Raw genomic sequence first — 16572 nt, forward strand, 5'->3', positions numbered from 1 at the left:
TCGACGTCTCGTTTCGACGCGCCGGTCACTCGGTCCAGGCGGAGACCTTGTCCGGGTTGGCCTCGATCCAGGCGCGGGCGGTCTCGACCGGATCACCGCCCTCCTCGTTCTCCAGCATCAGCGCCTCCTCGTCTGCGAGGTCGAGGCGGAACTTGGAGATGATGTCGTAGACGTCCGGCATGTCCTCCTGAAGGCCCGTGCGAACGACGTTGTTCACGGTCTCCTCGCCGCCGAGCGAGCCCTTCGGATCCTCCAGATACTTCAGGTCGAATCGCGAGAACATCCAGTGCGGCGTCCAGGCGGTGACGGCGATCGGCTCCTCGCGCGAGATCGCGTCCTGCAGCGCGGCCGTCATCGTCGCGTCCGAACCGTCCACGAGCGTCACGTCCAGCGAATAGTCCTCGATCGCCTTCTCGGACGCCTGCATCAGGCCGGCGCCCGGATCGATGCCGATGATCTGGCCGTCGACGACGGAGGGATCGGCCGCGATGTCCTCGATCGAATCGATCTCCATATAGGTCGGAACGGCCCAGCCGAGGCGCGCGCCCTCGATGTTGGGGCCGAGAACCTCGACCTGATCCTCGAGCTCCTCGAGATAGGCGGCGTGCGTGACCGGCAGCCATGCGGCGACCATGGCGTCGGCCTCGCCCGTGGCGACGGCCTGCCACATGGCGGCGGCCGGCAGCGGCGTCATGCTGACCGTATAGCCCTGATCCTCCAGCACATGGGCCAGGATGTTCGTCGCAACGATCGCGTCGGACCATTCGACATAGGCGAGGTTCACGTTGCCGCTCCCCTGCGCCTGCGCGGCGCCCGTCAGGGCGGCGGAGGCCAGAAGCATGGCTGCAAGCGTCTTCTTCATCAGGTCGTTTCCTTCCGTTGTTGTGACGTTCTGCCGATCAGCTGGGCCGGGCGCGCTGCGCCATGGCCTGGGTGATGCGGTCGAGGATGACGGCGACGATCACGATCGCGATCCCCGCCTGGAAGCCGCGGCCGGCGTCGAGGCGCTGGATCGAGCTCCAGACCTCGCGGCCGAGACCGCCCGCTCCGATCATGGATGCGATGACGACCATGGAGAGGGACAGCATGATCGTCTGGTTGATGCCCGCCATGATGGTCGGCAGCGCCAGCGGCAGCTGAACCTTGAAGAGCTTCTGGCTCGTCGTGGTGCCGAAGGCGTCCGAGGCCTCGATCAGGTCCTTGGGAACCGAGAGAATCCCGAGGGCCGTCAGGCGGATGACCGGCGGCATGGAGAAGACGATGGTCGCAAAGACCGCCGAGACCGCGCCGAGGCCGAAGAAGGGAATGGCCGGGATGAGATACACGAAGCTCGGCATGGTCTGCATCATGTCGAGGATCGGGCCGACGCCCCTCCAGGTGCGCTTGGACAGCGCGCAGAGGATGCCGATCGGGATGCCGATCGCCAGTGCGGCGGCGGTGGCCAGAAGCACCAGGACCAGCGTCTCGACCGTCGCGCCCCAGAGCCGCAGGTTCCACAGGAACAGAAGGCCGAGAAGGGCGAGCAGCGCGACCTTGCGGCCCGCCAGCCAGAGCGCGAGGCCCGAGATGGCGAGGATGATGACGAGCGGGTGAAGAGCGCTCAGCCCGTCCGTGCCCCAGCCGATCCAGGTCCGCACGAAGCGGCTGATCTCGCGGGTCAGGTCGGAGAAATTGGTGGTGAGCCAGGCGAGCGCGTCGGCCGAAAGCGTGTCGAGCGGGAACTTCGGAACGGTCCAGTCCATCGCGGCTCTCCTCAGTTCACGCTGCGCGAGGCGGTGTCCTCGCCGGACAGGGCCGACAGGGCCGAACTCTGCGTGACGAGGCCGACATAGCGCCCGTCTTCATCCACGACCGCGACCCCGTCCGGATGCGCGGAGAGGCTGGACAGGGCGCTGCGCAGGACCGCCCCGCTCGCCGCCGTCGGCGGCTTGCCGCCCATGACCGAGGAGATATCGGCGCTGCCGTTCATCCGTGAGAGGCCGTCCCGCGTGAGGTGGCCGACCGGCATGTTCTTCTCGCAGGTGACGATGGCGCTGGCCGCGCCGCTCGCGGCGAAATAGGCCTCGGCCTCCTCGCGGTTCGCGCCCTTGAAGAGCGAGCGCCCCGAACCGTCCGCCAGACGAGCGAGCGTGATGACGGAGGAGACGTCGATATGCTCGACGAAGCGCCGGACATAGTCGCCGGCAGGCTTGAGGAGGATTTCCTCCGGATAGCCGGTCTGGACGATCGCGCCGTCCTTCATGAGAACGATCCGCCCGCCGAGATGGATCGCCTCGTCGAGATCGTGACTGACGAAGACGATGGTCTTCTTCATCTTCTTCTGCAGGGCGCCCAGCTCGTCCTGCATGTCGCGGCGAATGAGCGGATCGAGCGCGGAGAAGGCCTCGTCCATCAGGAGGATGTCGGCGTCGACCGCCAGGGCGCGGGCCAGACCCGCGCGCTGCTGCATGCCGCCGGAGAGCTGGCTCGGATATTTCGCGTCCCAGCCCTTGAGGCCGACGAGCTCGATCGCCTCCATCGCCTTCTCGCGGCGCTTGGCCTTGGCCACGCCCTGCACTTCGAGGCCGTACTCGACATTCTCGAGGATGGTGCGGTTGGGAAAGAGCGCGAAGTGCTGGAAGACCATGCCGAATTTCGCACGGCGAAACTCCAGGAGGTCTTTCTTGGAAAGCGTGGTGACCTCGGTCCCGTCCACGAGGATCGACCCGGAGGTGGGCTCCACGAGCCGGTTGAGGCATCGGAGCATGGTGGACTTGCCGGAGCCCGACAGCCCCATCACCACCAGAATTTCGCCTTCATCGACCGAGAAGGAAACCCGGTCGAGACCTAGGACAGCCCCCGTCTGCGCCAGAATGTCCGATTTGCTGACATTCTGCTGGAGGAGGTCGTGCGCCTGCGCTTCATTTTCGCCGAAGAGCTTGACGACATCGGTGACGCGAATGCGTTCCATCGATACTCCGGGTTGGCTGCACAAAGGCGAGGCATGCTCGCTTCGAGAGCTGTTTCGGGGATCGTGACGGGAACCCGAGCCGCTGACGATACGTTAGCGGACAAGGATGGGTAGAATCCCGACAGAGGACAACGCCGCCTCGGATCGGGCAGACGCTCTGTAACTGCGTCGCCTGCTACAGAGCCAAGACCGCATCGTCAACCTTCGGCCCCATTTTGCCACAATTGCCGCTCGCTCGCGCATCGCGCGGCGCGATCCCGAACATGCTGCGGAACTGCCGGGCGAAATGCGCCCCGTCGCAGAAACCGGCCTCCACCGCGATCTCCGTCACACTCTTGCGCGTCGTCTCCAGAAGCCGGCGGGCATAGCGCAGGCGCAACGCGCGGTAGACGCTGGCGGGACTCTCCTGCAATGCCTCATGGAACAGCCGCTCGAGCTGCCGCGTGGAGAGGTTCAGCTTGGTCGCGATGGCCTCGATCGTCAGCGGCTCGGCGACGTGCTGCTCCATGACGAGGATGGCGCGGCGCACCCGCTCGTCGTTCGGCGAGCCGACCGACGCGTGGGGCTGGGCGTCCGACCCCGCCCGCGCATTCTGCATCTGCAGGACGTGCATGGATTTCTGCGCCGCGCTCGGGCCGACATGGAGGCCGATGAGGTGTGCCGCGAGGTCCGCCACGCCCGATCCGCCCGCGCAGGTGATGCGGTCGCGATCGACGATGAAGAGCTGGTCGGCATGCGGCGACTGGTCGGGGAACTCGGTCTCGAAATCGGCGAGATGATACCAGGAGACGCAGGTGCGCCGTCCCTTCATCAGGCCCGCGCGCGACAGGATGAAGGACCCCGTGCAGACGCCGACCAGCGGAACGCCGTCCGCGGCCGCCCGCCTGAGATAGTCGAGCGAGGGCCGGTCGAGCTGGTCGCCCTTGGTCAGGAGGCCGCCCACGACGACGATGTAGTCGAAGCCCTTCGGATCGAGGAACCCGCCCGTGGGCGCGATGTGAAGGCCGCAGCTGGAGCGCACAGGCTCGCCGCGCGCCGACATGACGGACCAGGAGCAGTGGATCGGCCGCGAGCGGTCGCCCTCGTCCGCCGCCAGGCGCAGTGCGTCGATGAAGAGGGAGAGCGCCGAGAGCGTGAACTGGTGCGCCAGCAGGAACCCCACCCGCAGCTGCGGGGTCGGGGCAGGCGCTGCGCGCATTCGCGAGTGGACATTCATGGGCGGCTCCGCGCTCGGGTCACAATCGCGACGAATGGTCGCTCCCCCGGCGACGATCGGTCGGGATAAATCTGACCTGAACTTTACGACGATTCCAAGCTCAAATCGCTCAGCGCGCGACTTCGAGTTCGTCCGATTCGATCAGATCCCAAACGCTGGCCGGGATCGGCACGAGATTGCTCTCGAACTCGCGCGTGCAGCTCGCCCAGGAAAAGCCCTCGGCGAAGGCCCGGCATCCGGCACGGTCGATCGACAGAGCCTCCAGCGCCGCCTGCCCCAGATCCTCCGAAAGAACGCCGTGCGGCGTCCTGCCCAGAATGTCGAGCGGGCCCTGAACCGGGAAGGCGGCGACCGGCGTGCCGCAGGCCAGCGCTTCGAGGACCACGAGGCCGAAGGTCTCGAAGCGCGAGGGGAAGACGAACACGTCGGCGGCCGAGAGATGGCGGGCCAGATCGTCACCCCCGCGATAGCCGAGGAAGCGGACGCCCGGATGGGCGCGGCGGAGCGCGGACAGGGCCGGACCGTCGCCGACGACCACCTTCGAGCCCGGAAGGTCGAGATCGAAGAAGGCTTCGAGATTCTTCTCCTTCGACACGCGCCCGAGATACATGAAGATCGGGCGCGGCAGGCCGAGGAAATCGGGGTCGAAATCCGGCTCCTCGCGCAGCGGCCGGAAGAGCTGGGTGTCCACCCCCCTCCCCCAGCGCTTGAGGTTGCGGAAGCCCCGTTCGCCGAGCTGGCGGTCCAGCGTCGGCGTCTGCACCATGATGGCGGCCGAGGCGTTGTGGAACCAGCGCTGGACCGAATAGGCGACCTCGCCGCCTGTCCCGATGCGCTTCTCGAAATAGTCGCCGAACCGCGTGTGGAACGAAGTGGTGAAGGGGATGCCGCGCTTCTTGCAGTAGCGACGGGCCGCAAGGCCGATCGGTCCCTCCACGGGCACGTGGATCGCGTCCGGCCGGAAGCTCTCGACGATGCGGGCGAGGTCCTTTCCGGGCGCGACCGCCAGCCGGACCTCGTTGTATCCGGGCGCGGGAACGGTCCGGAACCGGTCGGGGCCGACGATTTCGACCTCGTGGCCGAAGTCCCGCAGCAGGCGCGCCGTCGTGTCCAGCACGCGCACGACGCCGTTGACCTGCGGGTGCCATGCGTCGGTGGCGATCAGAATTCGCATGGGACGCTCTGGAAATAGATCGGCGTTCTGCTCATGTCCGTTTTCGTGGACGACCGTCATCGCAAATTCGTGACGATCTCATAGTTCGTCCTCTTAGATCGAACAACGGAACGACCGACGATGAAGACCATCATACTGGGCGGCGACGGCTTCTGCGGCTGGGCCACGTCCCTGCATCTCGCGGCCCGGGGCCACGAGGTCACCATCGTCGACAATCTCGTGCGGCGGCGGACCGACGAGGAGCTCGGCGCGGAAAGCCTCACTCCGATCCGCTCCATGCAGGAGCGAATCGCGGCGTGGAGCGAGACCGGGCACAAGCCGATCGAGTTCGTCGAGATGGACGTCGCGAAGGACTACGACCGGCTCGAAGCCCTGTTCCGCGACAGGCAGCCGGACGCCATCGTCCACTTCGCCGAGCAGCGCGCCGCGCCCTATTCGATGAAGTCGCCGTGGCACAAGCGCTACACCGTGGACAACAACGTCAACGCGACCTCGGCCGTGCTCTGCGCCATGGTGGAGGCCTGCCCCGACGCGCATCTGGTCCATCTCGGCACGATGGGCGTCTACGGCTACGGCAAGACGAAGGGGATGATGATCCCCGAGGGCTACATCGACGCGACGCTGCGCTCGGGCGGGGCCGAGGCGAACGTGGAGATCCTCTATCCGGTCGATCCGGGCTCGATCTACCACATGACCAAGACGCTCGATCAGCTGCTCTTCCAGTACTACGCCAAGAACGACGGCCTGAAGATCACCGACCTGCACCAGGGCATCGTCTGGGGCACCTCGACGCCCGAGACCGAGCTCGACGAGCGCCTCGTCAACCGCTTCGACTATGACGGCGACTACGGAACGGTGCTGAACCGCTTCCTGGCGCAGGCCGCGATCGGCCATCCGCTGACGGTCCACGGCACCGGTGGTCAGACGCGCGCCTTCATCCACATCCGCGACACGGTGCAGTGCGTCGAACTCGCGATCGGCTCGGCGCCCGAGCGCGGAAGCCGCGTGAAGATCATGAACCAGATGACCGAGACGCACCGTGTTCGCGATCTGGCCCAGATGATCTCGGACAAGACCGGCGTGCCGGTCGAGATGATGGACAACCCCCGCAAGGAGGCCCCGGAGAACGACCTTGTCGTCGAGAACGCCGGGCTTCTCTCGCTCGGCCTGCGCCCGACGAAGCTGTCCGACGGCCTCCTGGACGAGGTGGTGAAGGTGGCGAGCCGGCACCGCGACCGGATCGACACGAGCCGGATCGTCTGTTCGAGCCTCTGGGTGCGCCCGCAGCCCGAGCTGCCGCTCGCCGCCGAGTAACCGCAGGCCTTCAACGATCAGGAAAAGAAGGGGCGGAGGCCGCGCGGTCTCCGCCCCTTCTTCGTTTCAAAGCATCGTTCAGATGATCGCGTGCCGGACCTTCGCCGAGACCCATTCGGAGACGACGACGGTCACGAGGATCAGGGCGAAGATCACCGAGACCTGGCTCCAGGCGAGCGTGTTCAGCGAGGACTGGAGCGGCAGGCCGATGCCCCCGGCCCCGACGAGGCCGAGAATGGTGGCCTCGCGAATGTTGATGTCCCAGCGGAACACGGTGATACCGGCGAAGGCCGGGAGCACCTGCGGCCAGATGCCGTAGTCCAGCACCTGCATCGCGCCGGCGCCCGTGGCGCGCACCGCCTCGACCTGGGTGCCGTCGATCTCCTCGATCGCCTCGTAGAGCAGCTTTCCGACGAAGCCGACCGAGCGGAAGGCGATGGCGAGAATGCCCGCGAGGATGCCCGGCCCGAAGATGATGACGAGCACCAGTGCCCAGATCAGCGAGTTGATCGAGCGCGAGGCGACGATGACGAGCAGCGCCAGCGGGCGGGCGACCGCCGCGCTCGGGGTCGTGTTGCGCGCGGCGAGGAAGGCGACCGGCACGGCGACGAGCGTGCCGAGCAGCGTGCCGAGCGTCGCCATGTTGATCGTGTCCCACAGCGGCTTCCACAGCTGCGAGGCGTACTCCCAGCGCGGCGGGAACCCGCGTGCGATCAGGTCGCGCCCCTGTCGCGGCGCGTCCCAGACGAAGGCCCAGATCGTGTTCTGGTTCATCACCTGCCAGCACCAGACGAACAGGATCGCGAGCCCGGCCCAGCCGGCCCAGAGCGCCCATTCCTGCGCGCTCGTGCGCTTCTTCCAGACGGGTGTCGTGGAGGCCATCACTGCACCCTCCCGCGCACGAAGGACGAGACGTACTCGCAGGCCATCACGATCAGGATGATGACGATCAGGATCGCGCCCGCCGTGTCGTAGTCGTAGCGCTCCATGGCCGTGTTCAGCGTGCCGCCGATGCCGCCTGCCCCGACGATGCCGATCACCGCCGATTCGCGGAAATTGATGTCGAAGCGATACATCGACAGGCCGATGAGGCGCGGCATGACCTGTGGCTGGATGCCGTAGTTGAGAAGCTGGAACCAGGACGCGCCCGTCGCGCGGACGGCCTCGGCCTGACTCTCGTCGATGTCCTCGATGTCCTCGGCCAGAAGCTTGGCGATGAAGCCGATCGTGGCGAAGGACAGGGTGAGGAAGCCCGCCAGCGGCCCGAAGCCGACCATGGCGACGAAGAGGATCGCGATCACCACCTCCTGGAAGGCTCGGCTGACCGCGATGATCGAGCGGCAGATGCCGTAGAGCCAGACGGGAGAGACGTTGCGGGCCGCGCCGATGCCGATGGGAATCGAGATCAGGATACCGACGACGGTGGAGGTCAGCGTCATCGTCAGGCTTTCCGCGAGCCCGCGCGAGATGTCGCGCCAGCGCGAGGTGAAGTCCGGCTGAAGGAAGCCTTCGATGAAGCGTCCGCCGCGCGTCAGCCCCTCGGCGACGCGCGTCCAGTTGATCTCCAGCGAGCCGACGGCAAGGACGAGATAGAGCGCGAAGCCGCCATAGACGGCCCAGCGCAGCCAGTTCGCGCGGATCAGGACCGGCGGGCGGGACCAGCGGCTCGGATAGGTCGCGGCGTCCATGTCAGGCGACGGCCGCGCGCACGAAGCTCGGCTCGCACGACCCGTCCTCGGCCTCGTCCGCCTTGCCGCGCAGCGCGTTCCAGTCCTCCTCGCCATAGATGCGCGTCAGGACGCTCTCGTCGAGTTCCTCCGGCGTACCGTCGAAGACGACGCGCCCGGCCTTGAGCCCGACGATCCGGTCCACGAAGGCCCGAGCCAGCGGCACGTCGTGGATGTTGATGATGGCCGGAAGGCCGCGCTCGGCGCAGATCTCCCGGATCAGTCGCATGATCTGGCGGGAGGTCTTGGGATCGAGCGAGGCGGTCGGCTCGTCGACGAGGAGGAGTTCGGGCTCCTGGGCGAGCGCGCGGGCGATGCCGACGCGCTGGCGCTGGCCGCCGGACAGAGCGTCGGCGCGCTTGTCGGCATGGGCCAGAAGCCCGACGCGGTCGAGCAGCGCGAAGGCGGCCCGGATGTCCTTCGCCGGGAAGCGTCGCAGGAAGGAACGCCAGAAGGGCACGGTCCCGAGGCGGCCCGACAGGACGTTCTCCATCACCGTCAGGCGCTCCACGAGCGCGTATTCCTGGAAGATCATGCCGATGCGGCGGCGGGTGCGGGCGAGATCGCTCCGGCCGAGGCGCACGATGTCGGTGTCGCCGAGGCGGATCGATCCCGAGGTCGGCTCGACGAGGCGATTGACGCAGCGGATGAGGGTGGACTTGCCCGCGCCCGAGGGTCCGATCAGCCCCATGACCTGCCCCGGCTGGAGCGTGAGCGAGACGCCCGAGAGCGCCTTGTCGCCGGTCTTGTAGCGCTTCTCGAGCTTTTCGATCGCAAGCATGGGCAGCCCCTTCCGTCAGGATGCGCGAAAGGCGGAGACGGCGTTCGGCCGCCCCCGCCCTGCAGCAGGCGAAGGATCAGTTGCAGTTGTAGGAGACGTTCATCGCGGCATCGATCTCGCGGATGACGCCCCAGTTCTCCTGGAAGGTGATGGGCACGAACTGCTCCTCGCCCTGCGGACCGAACTCCTCGGCGAGCCCCGTGCCTTCCCAGTCGAAGGAGAAGAAGGCGTCCTGGATCTGCTGCTGGAGCTCCGGCTTCAGATTGTAGACGACGCCATAGCCGGTCGTCGGGAAGGTGTCGGAGGTGTAGATCACCTTGAGGTCGTCGGCGGAGACGACGCCGCGTTCGATCATGCGGCCCTTGACCGAATTGGCGATGGCGGCCGCGTCGTAGTCGCGGTTGGCGACGCCGAGGATCGAATTGTCGTGGGCGCCGGAGAAGGCGGACTGGAAGTCCTCGCCCGCCGTCAGGTCGAACTGCGAGGCGAGCAGCGCGGACGGCGCCTTGAAGCCCGAATTGGAGGTCTCGGAGGTGAAGGCGACCGTCTTGCCGGCGAGGTCGGCGACCTCCTCGATGCCGGTGTCGGGATGGGTGATGATCTCCATCTCGTAACCGTAGGAGCCGTCCTTGGCGGCCATCATGGCGAAGGGGCGGAAGCCGGCGCAGGCGACGGCCAGCGGGTTGCCGCCGGTGTTGACGCCCGCGATGTGCAGGCGGCCGGCGCGCATGGCTTCGAGCTGCGCGGCGTTCGACTGGACGGGGAAGAACTGGACCGGCTTACCGGTCGCCTCGGACAGATGCTCGATGAACTCGGCCCAGACGTCCGCGTAGATCGCCGGGTCCTCGACGGGCGTATAGGCGAAGACCAGCGTGTCGGGGTCGACGAGCTGGCTTTCGTCGGTCGGGATGTCCGCGACCATGTCGCCGTCGGAATCGGTGAAGCGGGGGTCGAGCGCGAATTCGGCGCGGGCCGGAACGGCGGACAGGGCGATCGCCAGGGCGGCGGTGCCGAGAAGGATCTTGGAAAGAGCGGTCATCGGGAGCCCTCGTTCGGTTCCGTTGGGGGAAGACGAGGGCGTTAAGCCAAGGCTCGGATACAGCGGTGTGACGGCCAGGTGACGGATCGATGACAGCGCGGGAACGGGCGGGGAAGCGGCCCGGCGGTCCTCCTCGCTCGACACGGGAGCTCGAGGGCGCGCCGGAAGCCTCCGTCGAACGCAAAACGGGCCGCACGAGGCGGCCCGTCGATCGGTTCGAGCCGTTCGGCGTCGATCAGCGCTGCTCGAGCGCCATGATCTGGATCTCGACGCGGCGGTTCTGCGCGCGGCCCTGTTCGGTCGCGTTGGAGGCGACGGGCTGCGTCAGGCCGAAGCCCTGGACCGCGAGACGCTGGCCGGAGACGCCTTGGCTCTGCAGGTAGCTCGCGACGCTCGCCGCGCGGCGCTGCGACAGGCCGAGATTGTACTGGGCCGAGCCGACATTGTCGGTGTGGCCTGCAACCTCGACGAGCGAGCGGTCGTAGCGGTTCAGGACGATCGCGACCGAGTTCAGCACCGAATAGAAGTCCGAGCGGACCTGATCCTGGTCGGTGGCGAAGGTGATCGCCGACGGCATGTTCAGGATGATGCGGTCGCCGACGCGCGTGACCGAAACGCCGGTGCCCTGCAGCTGGGCGCGCAGATCGGCCTCCTGGCGGTCCATGTAGACGCCGATGGAGCCGCCCGCGAGCGTGCCGATGCCCGCACCCAGGAGCGCCGCGTTGCCGCGATCGACGCCCGCGATCTCGCCGACGATCAGGCCGCCGAGAGCGCCGACGCCCGCGCCGATGCCCGCGCCGCCGGCCGTCCGGGAAATCTGCTGTTCGCCCGTGTAGGGGTTGGTGGTGCAGCCGGCGAGGATGGCGAGGGAAGCCGCGGCGACGACGATCTTCTTCATGAAATACTCCCGAGGGGCAAAACCGTTGGCGCGCGACTCTCCGCCCGCATGGTTCACATTCGCTTAAAATCCGACCGTTTGGCTACAGCACCGGCCCGAAAATCGGTATCGATTTTCGGAAAGCCTGACGCGTGGATTCAAAGAGTTAGAGCGGCCTGCGTCCGTTCGGACGCACGGCGCTCTAGAGACAGGCGAATGGGGCGAGGCGGAGGCACGGGCGGACGAGGGAGCCGGTCTCCGCCCGTGTGTGTCGCCGATGCAACCTTTAGTCCGACCTCGCCTCCCATGCCGCTTCGCGTTCGAGCGCGGCGGGATCGCGCTTGGCCGTGACGAGAGCCTTGCCGCCCTGCCCGTCCGCAATGGTCGCGGCGAAGTTCCGGTCCGCCACGGCGCCTTCGACCGCGACGCTCTCGACCGAGGCGGCATGGCCGACATAGCGCAGGCCGAAATCGAAATGCGCCGTCCAGAAGAAGGGCAGATCCTCGAAATCCTTCTCCTGACCGAGGATCACGCGGGCGGCATGCTCCCCCTGCCGGCCCGCATGCACCCAGTGCTCGACGCGCTGGCGGCGACCGGAATGGATGTCGGGATAGGAGGCGATGTCGCCGACCGCGAAGATGGCCGGATCGGTGGTGCGCAGGGTGCCGTCCACGCGAACGCCGCCGCCTTCCTCGCGCGACGCGAGATCGAGCCCGGCCGCCTCCGCGAGACCGACGCGCGGCGAAACGCCGATGCCGGTGACGACCAGATCGGCCTGGACGGTCGAGCCGTCGTCGAGAGTCAGCGTGCGGTCGGCGTAGGACGAGGCCTTGCGTCCGAGACGGAACGAGACGCCCTTGCCTTCGTGCACGGCGCGGACCTCGGAGCCGATCTCCTCGCCCAGAACCTTGGCGAGCGGCACCGTGTTCGGCGCGATCACCGTGACGGCCAGACCGCGCTGCGTCAGCGAGGCGGCGACCTCCAGACCGATGAAGGAGGAGCCGAGGACGGCGGCGCTCTTCGCTTCGCCGGCGGCCTCGATCAGACGGTCGGCATCCTCGAGCGAACGCAGGACGTGGGCGCTTTCGAGGCCGGGCGTCTCCGCCCGGTTCGGTTCGCCGCCGAGCGCGAGGACGAGCGTCTCGAAGGGAAGGCGCTCGCCGCCCTCAAGCGTCAGCTCCCTCGCGGTCCGGTCGATGGCGTCCACCCGTGCGCCCAGACGGATCGTGACGCCCGCCTCGCGCAGGGCGTCGTCGCGCTTGAGCGAAAGCTTCTCGCGCGGCGCCTTGCCGGCGACATACTGCTTGGAACAGAAGGTGCGGTCGTAGGGCGCCTCACCTTCGGCCGTCAGCAGCGTGACCGTCGGCCCGGCTCCGAGCCGGACCAGCTCGTTGGCGCAGGCGTAGCCCGCCGCGCCCGTTCCCACGATGACGATCCGTCCCGGCACGGCGGCGGGCGCCGGGCGCTGCGACCGACGCTTTCCGACCACGTGGACGCGATCGCCCCGACGTTCGACGTCGTAGCAGGAGAGAGGCCCGAGCGCCGGCGCGCCGGCCGCCTCGCCCGTTTGCGCGTCGAACCGCGCATGGTGCCACGGGCAGCGGATCGTGCCCTCGTGAAGGAGACCCTTGGCAAGGGGAGCGCCGAGATGGGTGCAGCGGGCCGAAAACGCCCGGATCGTCCCGCCCTGCCGGACGAGGAGAACCGGCGCCTCCTCGAACACGCCTTCGACCATCGCGGCGTCTTCGAGATCGGACAGCGCGAGGCCGGTTTCCTTCAGGTCGGGCTTTTCGTCTGCGGCCATGGCTTCCTTCCCTTCTCATCCGAGGACGGGAAGGGAAGGAGTTTGGAACGGTTCTCGTTCCGGGATCGCCCGCCGAAAAGCGTCAGGCGGCCGCCGCCTGACGCAGGAGCTTGCGGTTAATCAGGAGCTCGGCGATCTGGACCGCGTTCAGCGCGGCGCCCTTGCGCAGATTGTCGGCGACGACCCACATGTTCAGGCCGTTCTCCAGCGTCTGATCCTCGCGGATGCGCGAGATGTAGGTGGCGTCCTCGCCGGCCGTGTCGATCGGCGTGGCGTAGCCGCCGTCCTCGCGCTTGTCGATCACGAGGCAGCCGGGCGCCTCGCGCAGGATCGCACGGGCCTCGTCCGCCGTGATCGGCTCCTCGAACTCGATGTTGACGCTCTCGGAATGGCCGATGAAGACCGGCACGCGCACGGCCGTGCAGGTGACCTTGATCTTCGGGTCGAGCATCTTCTTCGTCTCGGCCATCACCTTCCACTCTTCCTTCGTGGAGCCGTCCTCCATGAAGACGTCGATGTGGGGGATGACGTTGAAGGCGATGCGCTTGGTGAACTTCTTCGCCTCGACCGGGTCCGACACGAAGACCGCGCGCGACTGCGTGAACAGCTCGTCCATGCCGTCCTTGCCCGCGCCCGAGACCGACTGGTAGGTCGAGACGACGACACGGCGGATCTTCGCCTTCTCGTGCAGCGGCTTGAGCGCCACGACGAGCTGCGCGGTCGAGCAGTTCGGGTTGGCGATGATGTTGCGCTTGGAGAAGCCGGAGACGGCGTCGGCGTTCACCTCGGGCACGATCAGCGGCACGTCCGCCTCGTAGCGGAAGGCCGAGGAATTATCGATCACGACGCAGCCGGCCGCGCCGATCTTCGGCGCCCACTCCTTGGCGACCGAGCCGCCGGCGGACATCAGGCAGATGTCGGTGCCGGCGAAGTCGTAGGATTCGAGAGCCTTCACCTTCAGCGTCTTGTCGCCGAAGGACACCTCGGTGCCCTGGCTGCGCCGCGAGGCGAGCGCCACGACCTCGTCGGCCGGAAAGCCGCGCTCGTCGAGGATGGAAAGGATTTCGCGACCGACATTGCCAGTCGCGCCGGCGACGGCGACTTTGTAGCCCATGATATTCGAAAGCCCTGTCCGCTCCCCGCGAGACCTATCCAGCACTCGAACCCCGTCCCGGGGGAGTGCGGGACGAGGCGGTCAGATAATCGCGGTTTTAGTCGAGGAGCGCGGGAACATGGCAGCGTCTATGCGCCCGCCTGCGTCGTCCTGTCAATCGCAAGAGCCATGAGCCCTCGCGATTGCCGCCTTCAGGACGGGATCTGCCGTACGGGCCGGGCCCGCCGGATCAGGGACGGCGCGGGGCGCGCTGGTCGCGGCGACCGCCGCCCGCGATGCGCTTGGTGATCCAGCCCAGGACGACGGCTTTCAGGATGGAGCGAATCATGTCTGAGGTCCTCGCGATCTTCGGGTTGTTCGTTCGATGGCCAGCAACGCGGCATCCCCGCATCCGGTTGCATCGCGCCGCCGTGACCACGGGGCAGCCCGCAGAAGGGGTCAGGGGCTTGCCAAACAAGGCGAAAGACCGTCTGTCTAGCGCCGCAGTGCATCTGGGAGGTTCGCGCATGCAATCGGAATCGCTATCTGAAGACAATTACTGGAAGGCCAATCTGAGGTTGATGGCCGGCTGCCTCGTGGTCTGGGCGCTGTCATCCTTCGGATTCGGCATCATCCTGCGCCCGCTCCTGTCGGGCATCGCGATCGGGGGGACCGATCTCGGCTTCTGGTTCGCCCAGCAGGGATCGATCATCGTCTTCATCGTCCTGATCTTCTTCTACGCCATCCGAATGAACCGGCTCGACCGGCAGTTCGGCGTCGACGAAGTCTGACGGACGGCGGGAGGGGAACGATGACGCAATACTGGCTCAATCTCATCGTCGTGGGGGCGACCTTCGCCCTCTATATCGGCATCGCGATCGCCACCCGGGCGAACTCGACCGCCGAGTTCTACGCCGCCAATCGCGGCGTGCACCCGGTCACAAACGGAATGGCGACCGCCGCCGACTGGATGTCGGCCGCGTCCTTCATATCCATGGCCGGCCTCATCGCCTTCGTGGGCTACGACAATTCCGGCTATCTCATGGGCTGGACCGGAGGCTACGTCCTCCTGGCGCTTCTGCTCGCGCCCTATCTGCGTAAATTCGGCAAGTTCACCGTCCCCGAGTTCATCGGCGACCGCTTCTATTCGCGCACCGCGCGCCTCGTCGGCGTCCTGTGCCTGATCGTCGCCTCGGTCACCTACGTCATCGGACAGATGACGGGCGTGGGCGTCGCCTTCTCCCGCTTCCTGGAGGTCTCCTCCACGACCGGTCTTCTGATCGGCGCGGCGGTGGTCTTCTTCTACGCCGTCCTCGGCGGCATGAAGGGCGTCACCTACACGCAGGTCGCGCAGTACATCGTCCTGATCATCGCCTACACCATCCCGGCGATCTTCATCTCGCTGCAGCTGACGGGCAATCCCGTGCCGCCGCTCGGCCTGTTCTCCGAACATGTCGGATCGGGCGCGCCGCTCCTCCAGACGCTGGACAACATCGTCACGGATCTGGGCTTCAACCAGTACACCGCGCAGCACGATTCGACGCTGAACCTCACCCTCTTCACCCTGACGCTGATGATCGGCACGGCGGGTCTGCCGCACGTCATCATCCGGTTCTTCACGGTGCCGAAGGTGTCGGACGCGCGCTGGTCGGCGGGCTGGGCTCTGGTCTTCATCGCCGCGCTCTACCTGACCGCTCCGGCCGTCGGGGCCATGGCGCGCCTCAACATCCTCGACACGATCTACCCGAACGGCGTGAACGAGCAGGCGATCGCCTATGCCGACCGTCCTGAATGGATGCAGAACTGGGAGACGACGGGCCTTCTGACCTTCAACGACGTCAATGGCGACGGGCGCATCCAGTTCTACAACGACCGCAATCCGGACTTCGCCGCGACGGCCGCCGAACGCGGCTGGCAGGGCTCGGAGCTGACGGTCAACAACGACATCCTCGTTCTCGCCAATCCCGAGATCGCCGGTCTGCCGGGCTGGGTGATCGCGCTCGTGGCGGCGGGCGGCCTCGCGGCCGCGCTCTCCACCGCGGCCGGCCTTCTCCTCGCGATCTCCGGCGCGATCAGCCACGACCTGATCAAGGGCGCGATCAATCCGAACATCTCGGAGAAGGGGGAGCTCCTCGCCGCGCGCATCGCCATGGCCGCCGCCATCGCGCTCGCGACCTGGCTGGGCATCAACCCGCCCGGATTCGCGGCACAGACCGTCGCCTTCGCCTTCGGCATCGCCGCGGCGTCGATCTTCCCGGTGCTGATGATGGGCATCTTCTCCACGAAGGTGAACAACAAGGGCGCGGTCGCGGGAATGCTCGCCGGCCTTCTCGTCACGACGATCTACATCTTCGTGTACAAGGGCTGGTTCTTCATCCCCGGCACCAACCAGCTTCCCGACACGCCGGACAATTGGGTGCTGGGCATCTCGCCGCTGTCCATCGGCGCGGTCGGCGCGGCGGTGAACTTCGCGGTCGCCTTCGGCGTCTCGCGCGTCACCAAGGCTCCGCCTGCCCACATCCAGGAGCTGGTGCGCTCGATCCGCATCCCGCGCGGTGCGGGAGCGGCCAGCTCTCACTGAGAACGGCGCCCCGTTC

Annotated in this window: 15 protein-coding genes; 3 read left to right on the forward strand and 12 right to left on the reverse strand. The window is 67.2% G+C overall.

Annotated elements, in window-relative coordinates; translation table 11 throughout:
* Positions 1-25: 25 nt before the first annotated feature.
* The 5 genes from AC6R2M_RS13430 to AC6R2M_RS13450 all read right to left on the reverse strand — a co-directional run bounded on the left by AC6R2M_RS13430 (position 26) and on the right by AC6R2M_RS13450 (position 5340).
* Positions 26-862: a glycine betaine ABC transporter substrate-binding protein gene (locus AC6R2M_RS13430; protein WP_500482946.1), complete on the reverse strand. Its 837-nt coding sequence runs from the start codon at positions 860-862 to the stop codon at positions 26-28.
* A gap of 37 nt (positions 863-899) precedes the next feature.
* Entirely contained in the window at positions 900-1742 is an 843-nt protein-coding gene (locus AC6R2M_RS13435; protein WP_500482948.1) for an ABC transporter permease, read from the reverse strand.
* Between the two features lie 11 nt (positions 1743-1753).
* Positions 1754-2950 (reverse strand): quaternary amine ABC transporter ATP-binding protein, encoded by a 1197-nt coding sequence (locus AC6R2M_RS13440; RefSeq protein WP_500482950.1) that lies wholly within the window; start codon positions 2948-2950, stop codon positions 1754-1756.
* 175 nt (positions 2951-3125) lie between these two features.
* Positions 3126-4148 carry a GlxA family transcriptional regulator gene (locus AC6R2M_RS13445; RefSeq protein ID WP_500482952.1) on the reverse strand — a complete coding sequence of 341 codons (1023 nt, stop codon included), beginning with the start codon at positions 4146-4148 and terminating at the stop codon, positions 3126-3128.
* 127 nt (positions 4149-4275) lie between these two features.
* Positions 4276-5340, reverse strand: coding sequence for a glycosyltransferase family 4 protein (locus tag AC6R2M_RS13450; RefSeq protein ID WP_500482954.1), 1065 nt, complete (start codon positions 5338-5340; stop codon positions 4276-4278).
* A gap of 120 nt (positions 5341-5460) precedes the next feature.
* Between AC6R2M_RS13450 and AC6R2M_RS13455 the strand changes: the two genes are divergently transcribed.
* Entirely contained in the window at positions 5461-6654 is a 1194-nt protein-coding gene (locus AC6R2M_RS13455) for an NAD-dependent epimerase/dehydratase family protein (RefSeq protein WP_500482956.1), read from the forward strand.
* A gap of 78 nt (positions 6655-6732) precedes the next feature.
* Here the strand turns inward: AC6R2M_RS13455 and phnE (AC6R2M_RS13460) are convergent, their stop codons facing one another.
* The 7 genes from phnE (AC6R2M_RS13460) to AC6R2M_RS13490 all read right to left on the reverse strand — a co-directional run bounded on the left by phnE (AC6R2M_RS13460) (position 6733) and on the right by AC6R2M_RS13490 (position 13996).
* Entirely contained in the window at positions 6733-7536 is an 804-nt protein-coding gene (phnE, locus tag AC6R2M_RS13460) for a phosphonate ABC transporter, permease protein PhnE (RefSeq protein WP_500482958.1), read from the reverse strand.
* Positions 7536-8342 carry a phosphonate ABC transporter, permease protein PhnE gene (gene phnE, locus AC6R2M_RS13465; protein ID WP_500482960.1) on the reverse strand — a complete coding sequence of 269 codons (807 nt, stop codon included), beginning with the start codon at positions 8340-8342 and terminating at the stop codon, positions 7536-7538. The genes phnE (AC6R2M_RS13460) and phnE (AC6R2M_RS13465) overlap by 1 nt, the downstream gene beginning before the upstream one ends.
* Before the next feature lies 1 nt (position 8343).
* Positions 8344-9162, reverse strand: coding sequence for a phosphonate ABC transporter ATP-binding protein (phnC, locus tag AC6R2M_RS13470; RefSeq protein WP_500482962.1), 819 nt, complete (start codon positions 9160-9162; stop codon positions 8344-8346).
* Positions 9163-9238: 76 nt separating this feature from the next.
* The gene (gene phnD / locus AC6R2M_RS13475) at positions 9239-10201 is read right to left on the reverse strand and encodes a phosphate/phosphite/phosphonate ABC transporter substrate-binding protein (RefSeq protein WP_500482964.1); all 963 of its coding nucleotides are present in this window, start codon (positions 10199-10201) and stop codon (positions 9239-9241) included.
* A 235-nt stretch (positions 10202-10436) separates the two neighbouring features.
* Positions 10437-11099 carry a YiaD family glycine zipper/OmpA-like lipoprotein gene (locus AC6R2M_RS13480; protein WP_500482966.1) on the reverse strand — a complete coding sequence of 221 codons (663 nt, stop codon included), beginning with the start codon at positions 11097-11099 and terminating at the stop codon, positions 10437-10439.
* Between the two features lie 265 nt (positions 11100-11364).
* Complete coding sequence (locus AC6R2M_RS13485) at positions 11365-12882, reverse strand: FAD-dependent oxidoreductase (protein WP_500482968.1); 1518 nt, start codon at positions 12880-12882, stop codon at positions 11365-11367.
* Between the two features lie 82 nt (positions 12883-12964).
* A complete protein-coding gene (locus AC6R2M_RS13490) occupies positions 12965-13996 on the reverse strand; it encodes an aspartate-semialdehyde dehydrogenase (RefSeq protein ID WP_500482970.1) in 1032 nt (343 codons plus the stop codon).
* A gap of 326 nt (positions 13997-14322) precedes the next feature.
* On the opposite strand from AC6R2M_RS13490, the gene AC6R2M_RS13495 reads away from it, so the two are divergent.
* A complete protein-coding gene (locus tag AC6R2M_RS13495; protein ID WP_500482972.1) occupies positions 14323-14766 on the forward strand; it encodes a DUF4212 domain-containing protein in 444 nt (147 codons plus the stop codon).
* 20 nt (positions 14767-14786) lie between these two features.
* Positions 14787-16556, forward strand: coding sequence for a sodium:solute symporter family protein (locus AC6R2M_RS13500; protein ID WP_500482974.1), 1770 nt, complete (start codon positions 14787-14789; stop codon positions 16554-16556).
* The last annotated feature ends 16 nt before the right edge of the window (positions 16557-16572 follow it).

The organism is Aureimonas sp. CAS, assembly GCF_059838215.1.

Excerpts from the sequence above, each read along its gene's own strand:
- AC6R2M_RS13455 (WP_500482956.1), top strand. The coding sequence starts at position 5,461 with ATGAAGACCATCATACTGGGCGGCGACGGCTTCTGCGGCTGGGCCACG.
- AC6R2M_RS13480 (WP_500482966.1), bottom strand. The coding sequence starts at position 11,099 with ATGAAGAAGATCGTCGTCGCCGCGGCTTCCCTCGCCATCCTCGCCGGC.
- phnC (WP_500482962.1), bottom strand. The coding sequence starts at position 9,162 with ATGCTTGCGATCGAAAAGCTCGAGAAGCGCTACAAGACCGGCGACAAG.
- phnD (WP_500482964.1), bottom strand. The coding sequence starts at position 10,201 with ATGACCGCTCTTTCCAAGATCCTTCTCGGCACCGCCGCCCTGGCGATC.
- AC6R2M_RS13500 (WP_500482974.1), top strand. The coding sequence starts at position 14,787 with ATGACGCAATACTGGCTCAATCTCATCGTCGTGGGGGCGACCTTCGCC.
- AC6R2M_RS13450 (WP_500482954.1), bottom strand. The coding sequence starts at position 5,340 with ATGCGAATTCTGATCGCCACCGACGCATGGCACCCGCAGGTCAACGGC.
- AC6R2M_RS13495 (WP_500482972.1), top strand. The coding sequence starts at position 14,323 with ATGTCTGAGGTCCTCGCGATCTTCGGGTTGTTCGTTCGATGGCCAGCA.
- AC6R2M_RS13435 (WP_500482948.1), bottom strand. The coding sequence starts at position 1,742 with ATGGACTGGACCGTTCCGAAGTTCCCGCTCGACACGCTTTCGGCCGAC.
- AC6R2M_RS13485 (WP_500482968.1), bottom strand. The coding sequence starts at position 12,882 with ATGGCCGCAGACGAAAAGCCCGACCTGAAGGAAACCGGCCTCGCGCTG.
- AC6R2M_RS13430 (WP_500482946.1), bottom strand. The coding sequence starts at position 862 with ATGAAGAAGACGCTTGCAGCCATGCTTCTGGCCTCCGCCGCCCTGACG.
- phnE (WP_500482958.1), bottom strand. The coding sequence starts at position 7,536 with ATGGCCTCCACGACACCCGTCTGGAAGAAGCGCACGAGCGCGCAGGAA.
- phnE (WP_500482960.1), bottom strand. The coding sequence starts at position 8,342 with ATGGACGCCGCGACCTATCCGAGCCGCTGGTCCCGCCCGCCGGTCCTG.
- AC6R2M_RS13445 (WP_500482952.1), bottom strand. The coding sequence starts at position 4,148 with ATGCGCGCAGCGCCTGCCCCGACCCCGCAGCTGCGGGTGGGGTTCCTG.
- AC6R2M_RS13440 (WP_500482950.1), bottom strand. The coding sequence starts at position 2,950 with ATGGAACGCATTCGCGTCACCGATGTCGTCAAGCTCTTCGGCGAAAAT.
- AC6R2M_RS13490 (WP_500482970.1), bottom strand. The coding sequence starts at position 13,996 with ATGGGCTACAAAGTCGCCGTCGCCGGCGCGACTGGCAATGTCGGTCGC.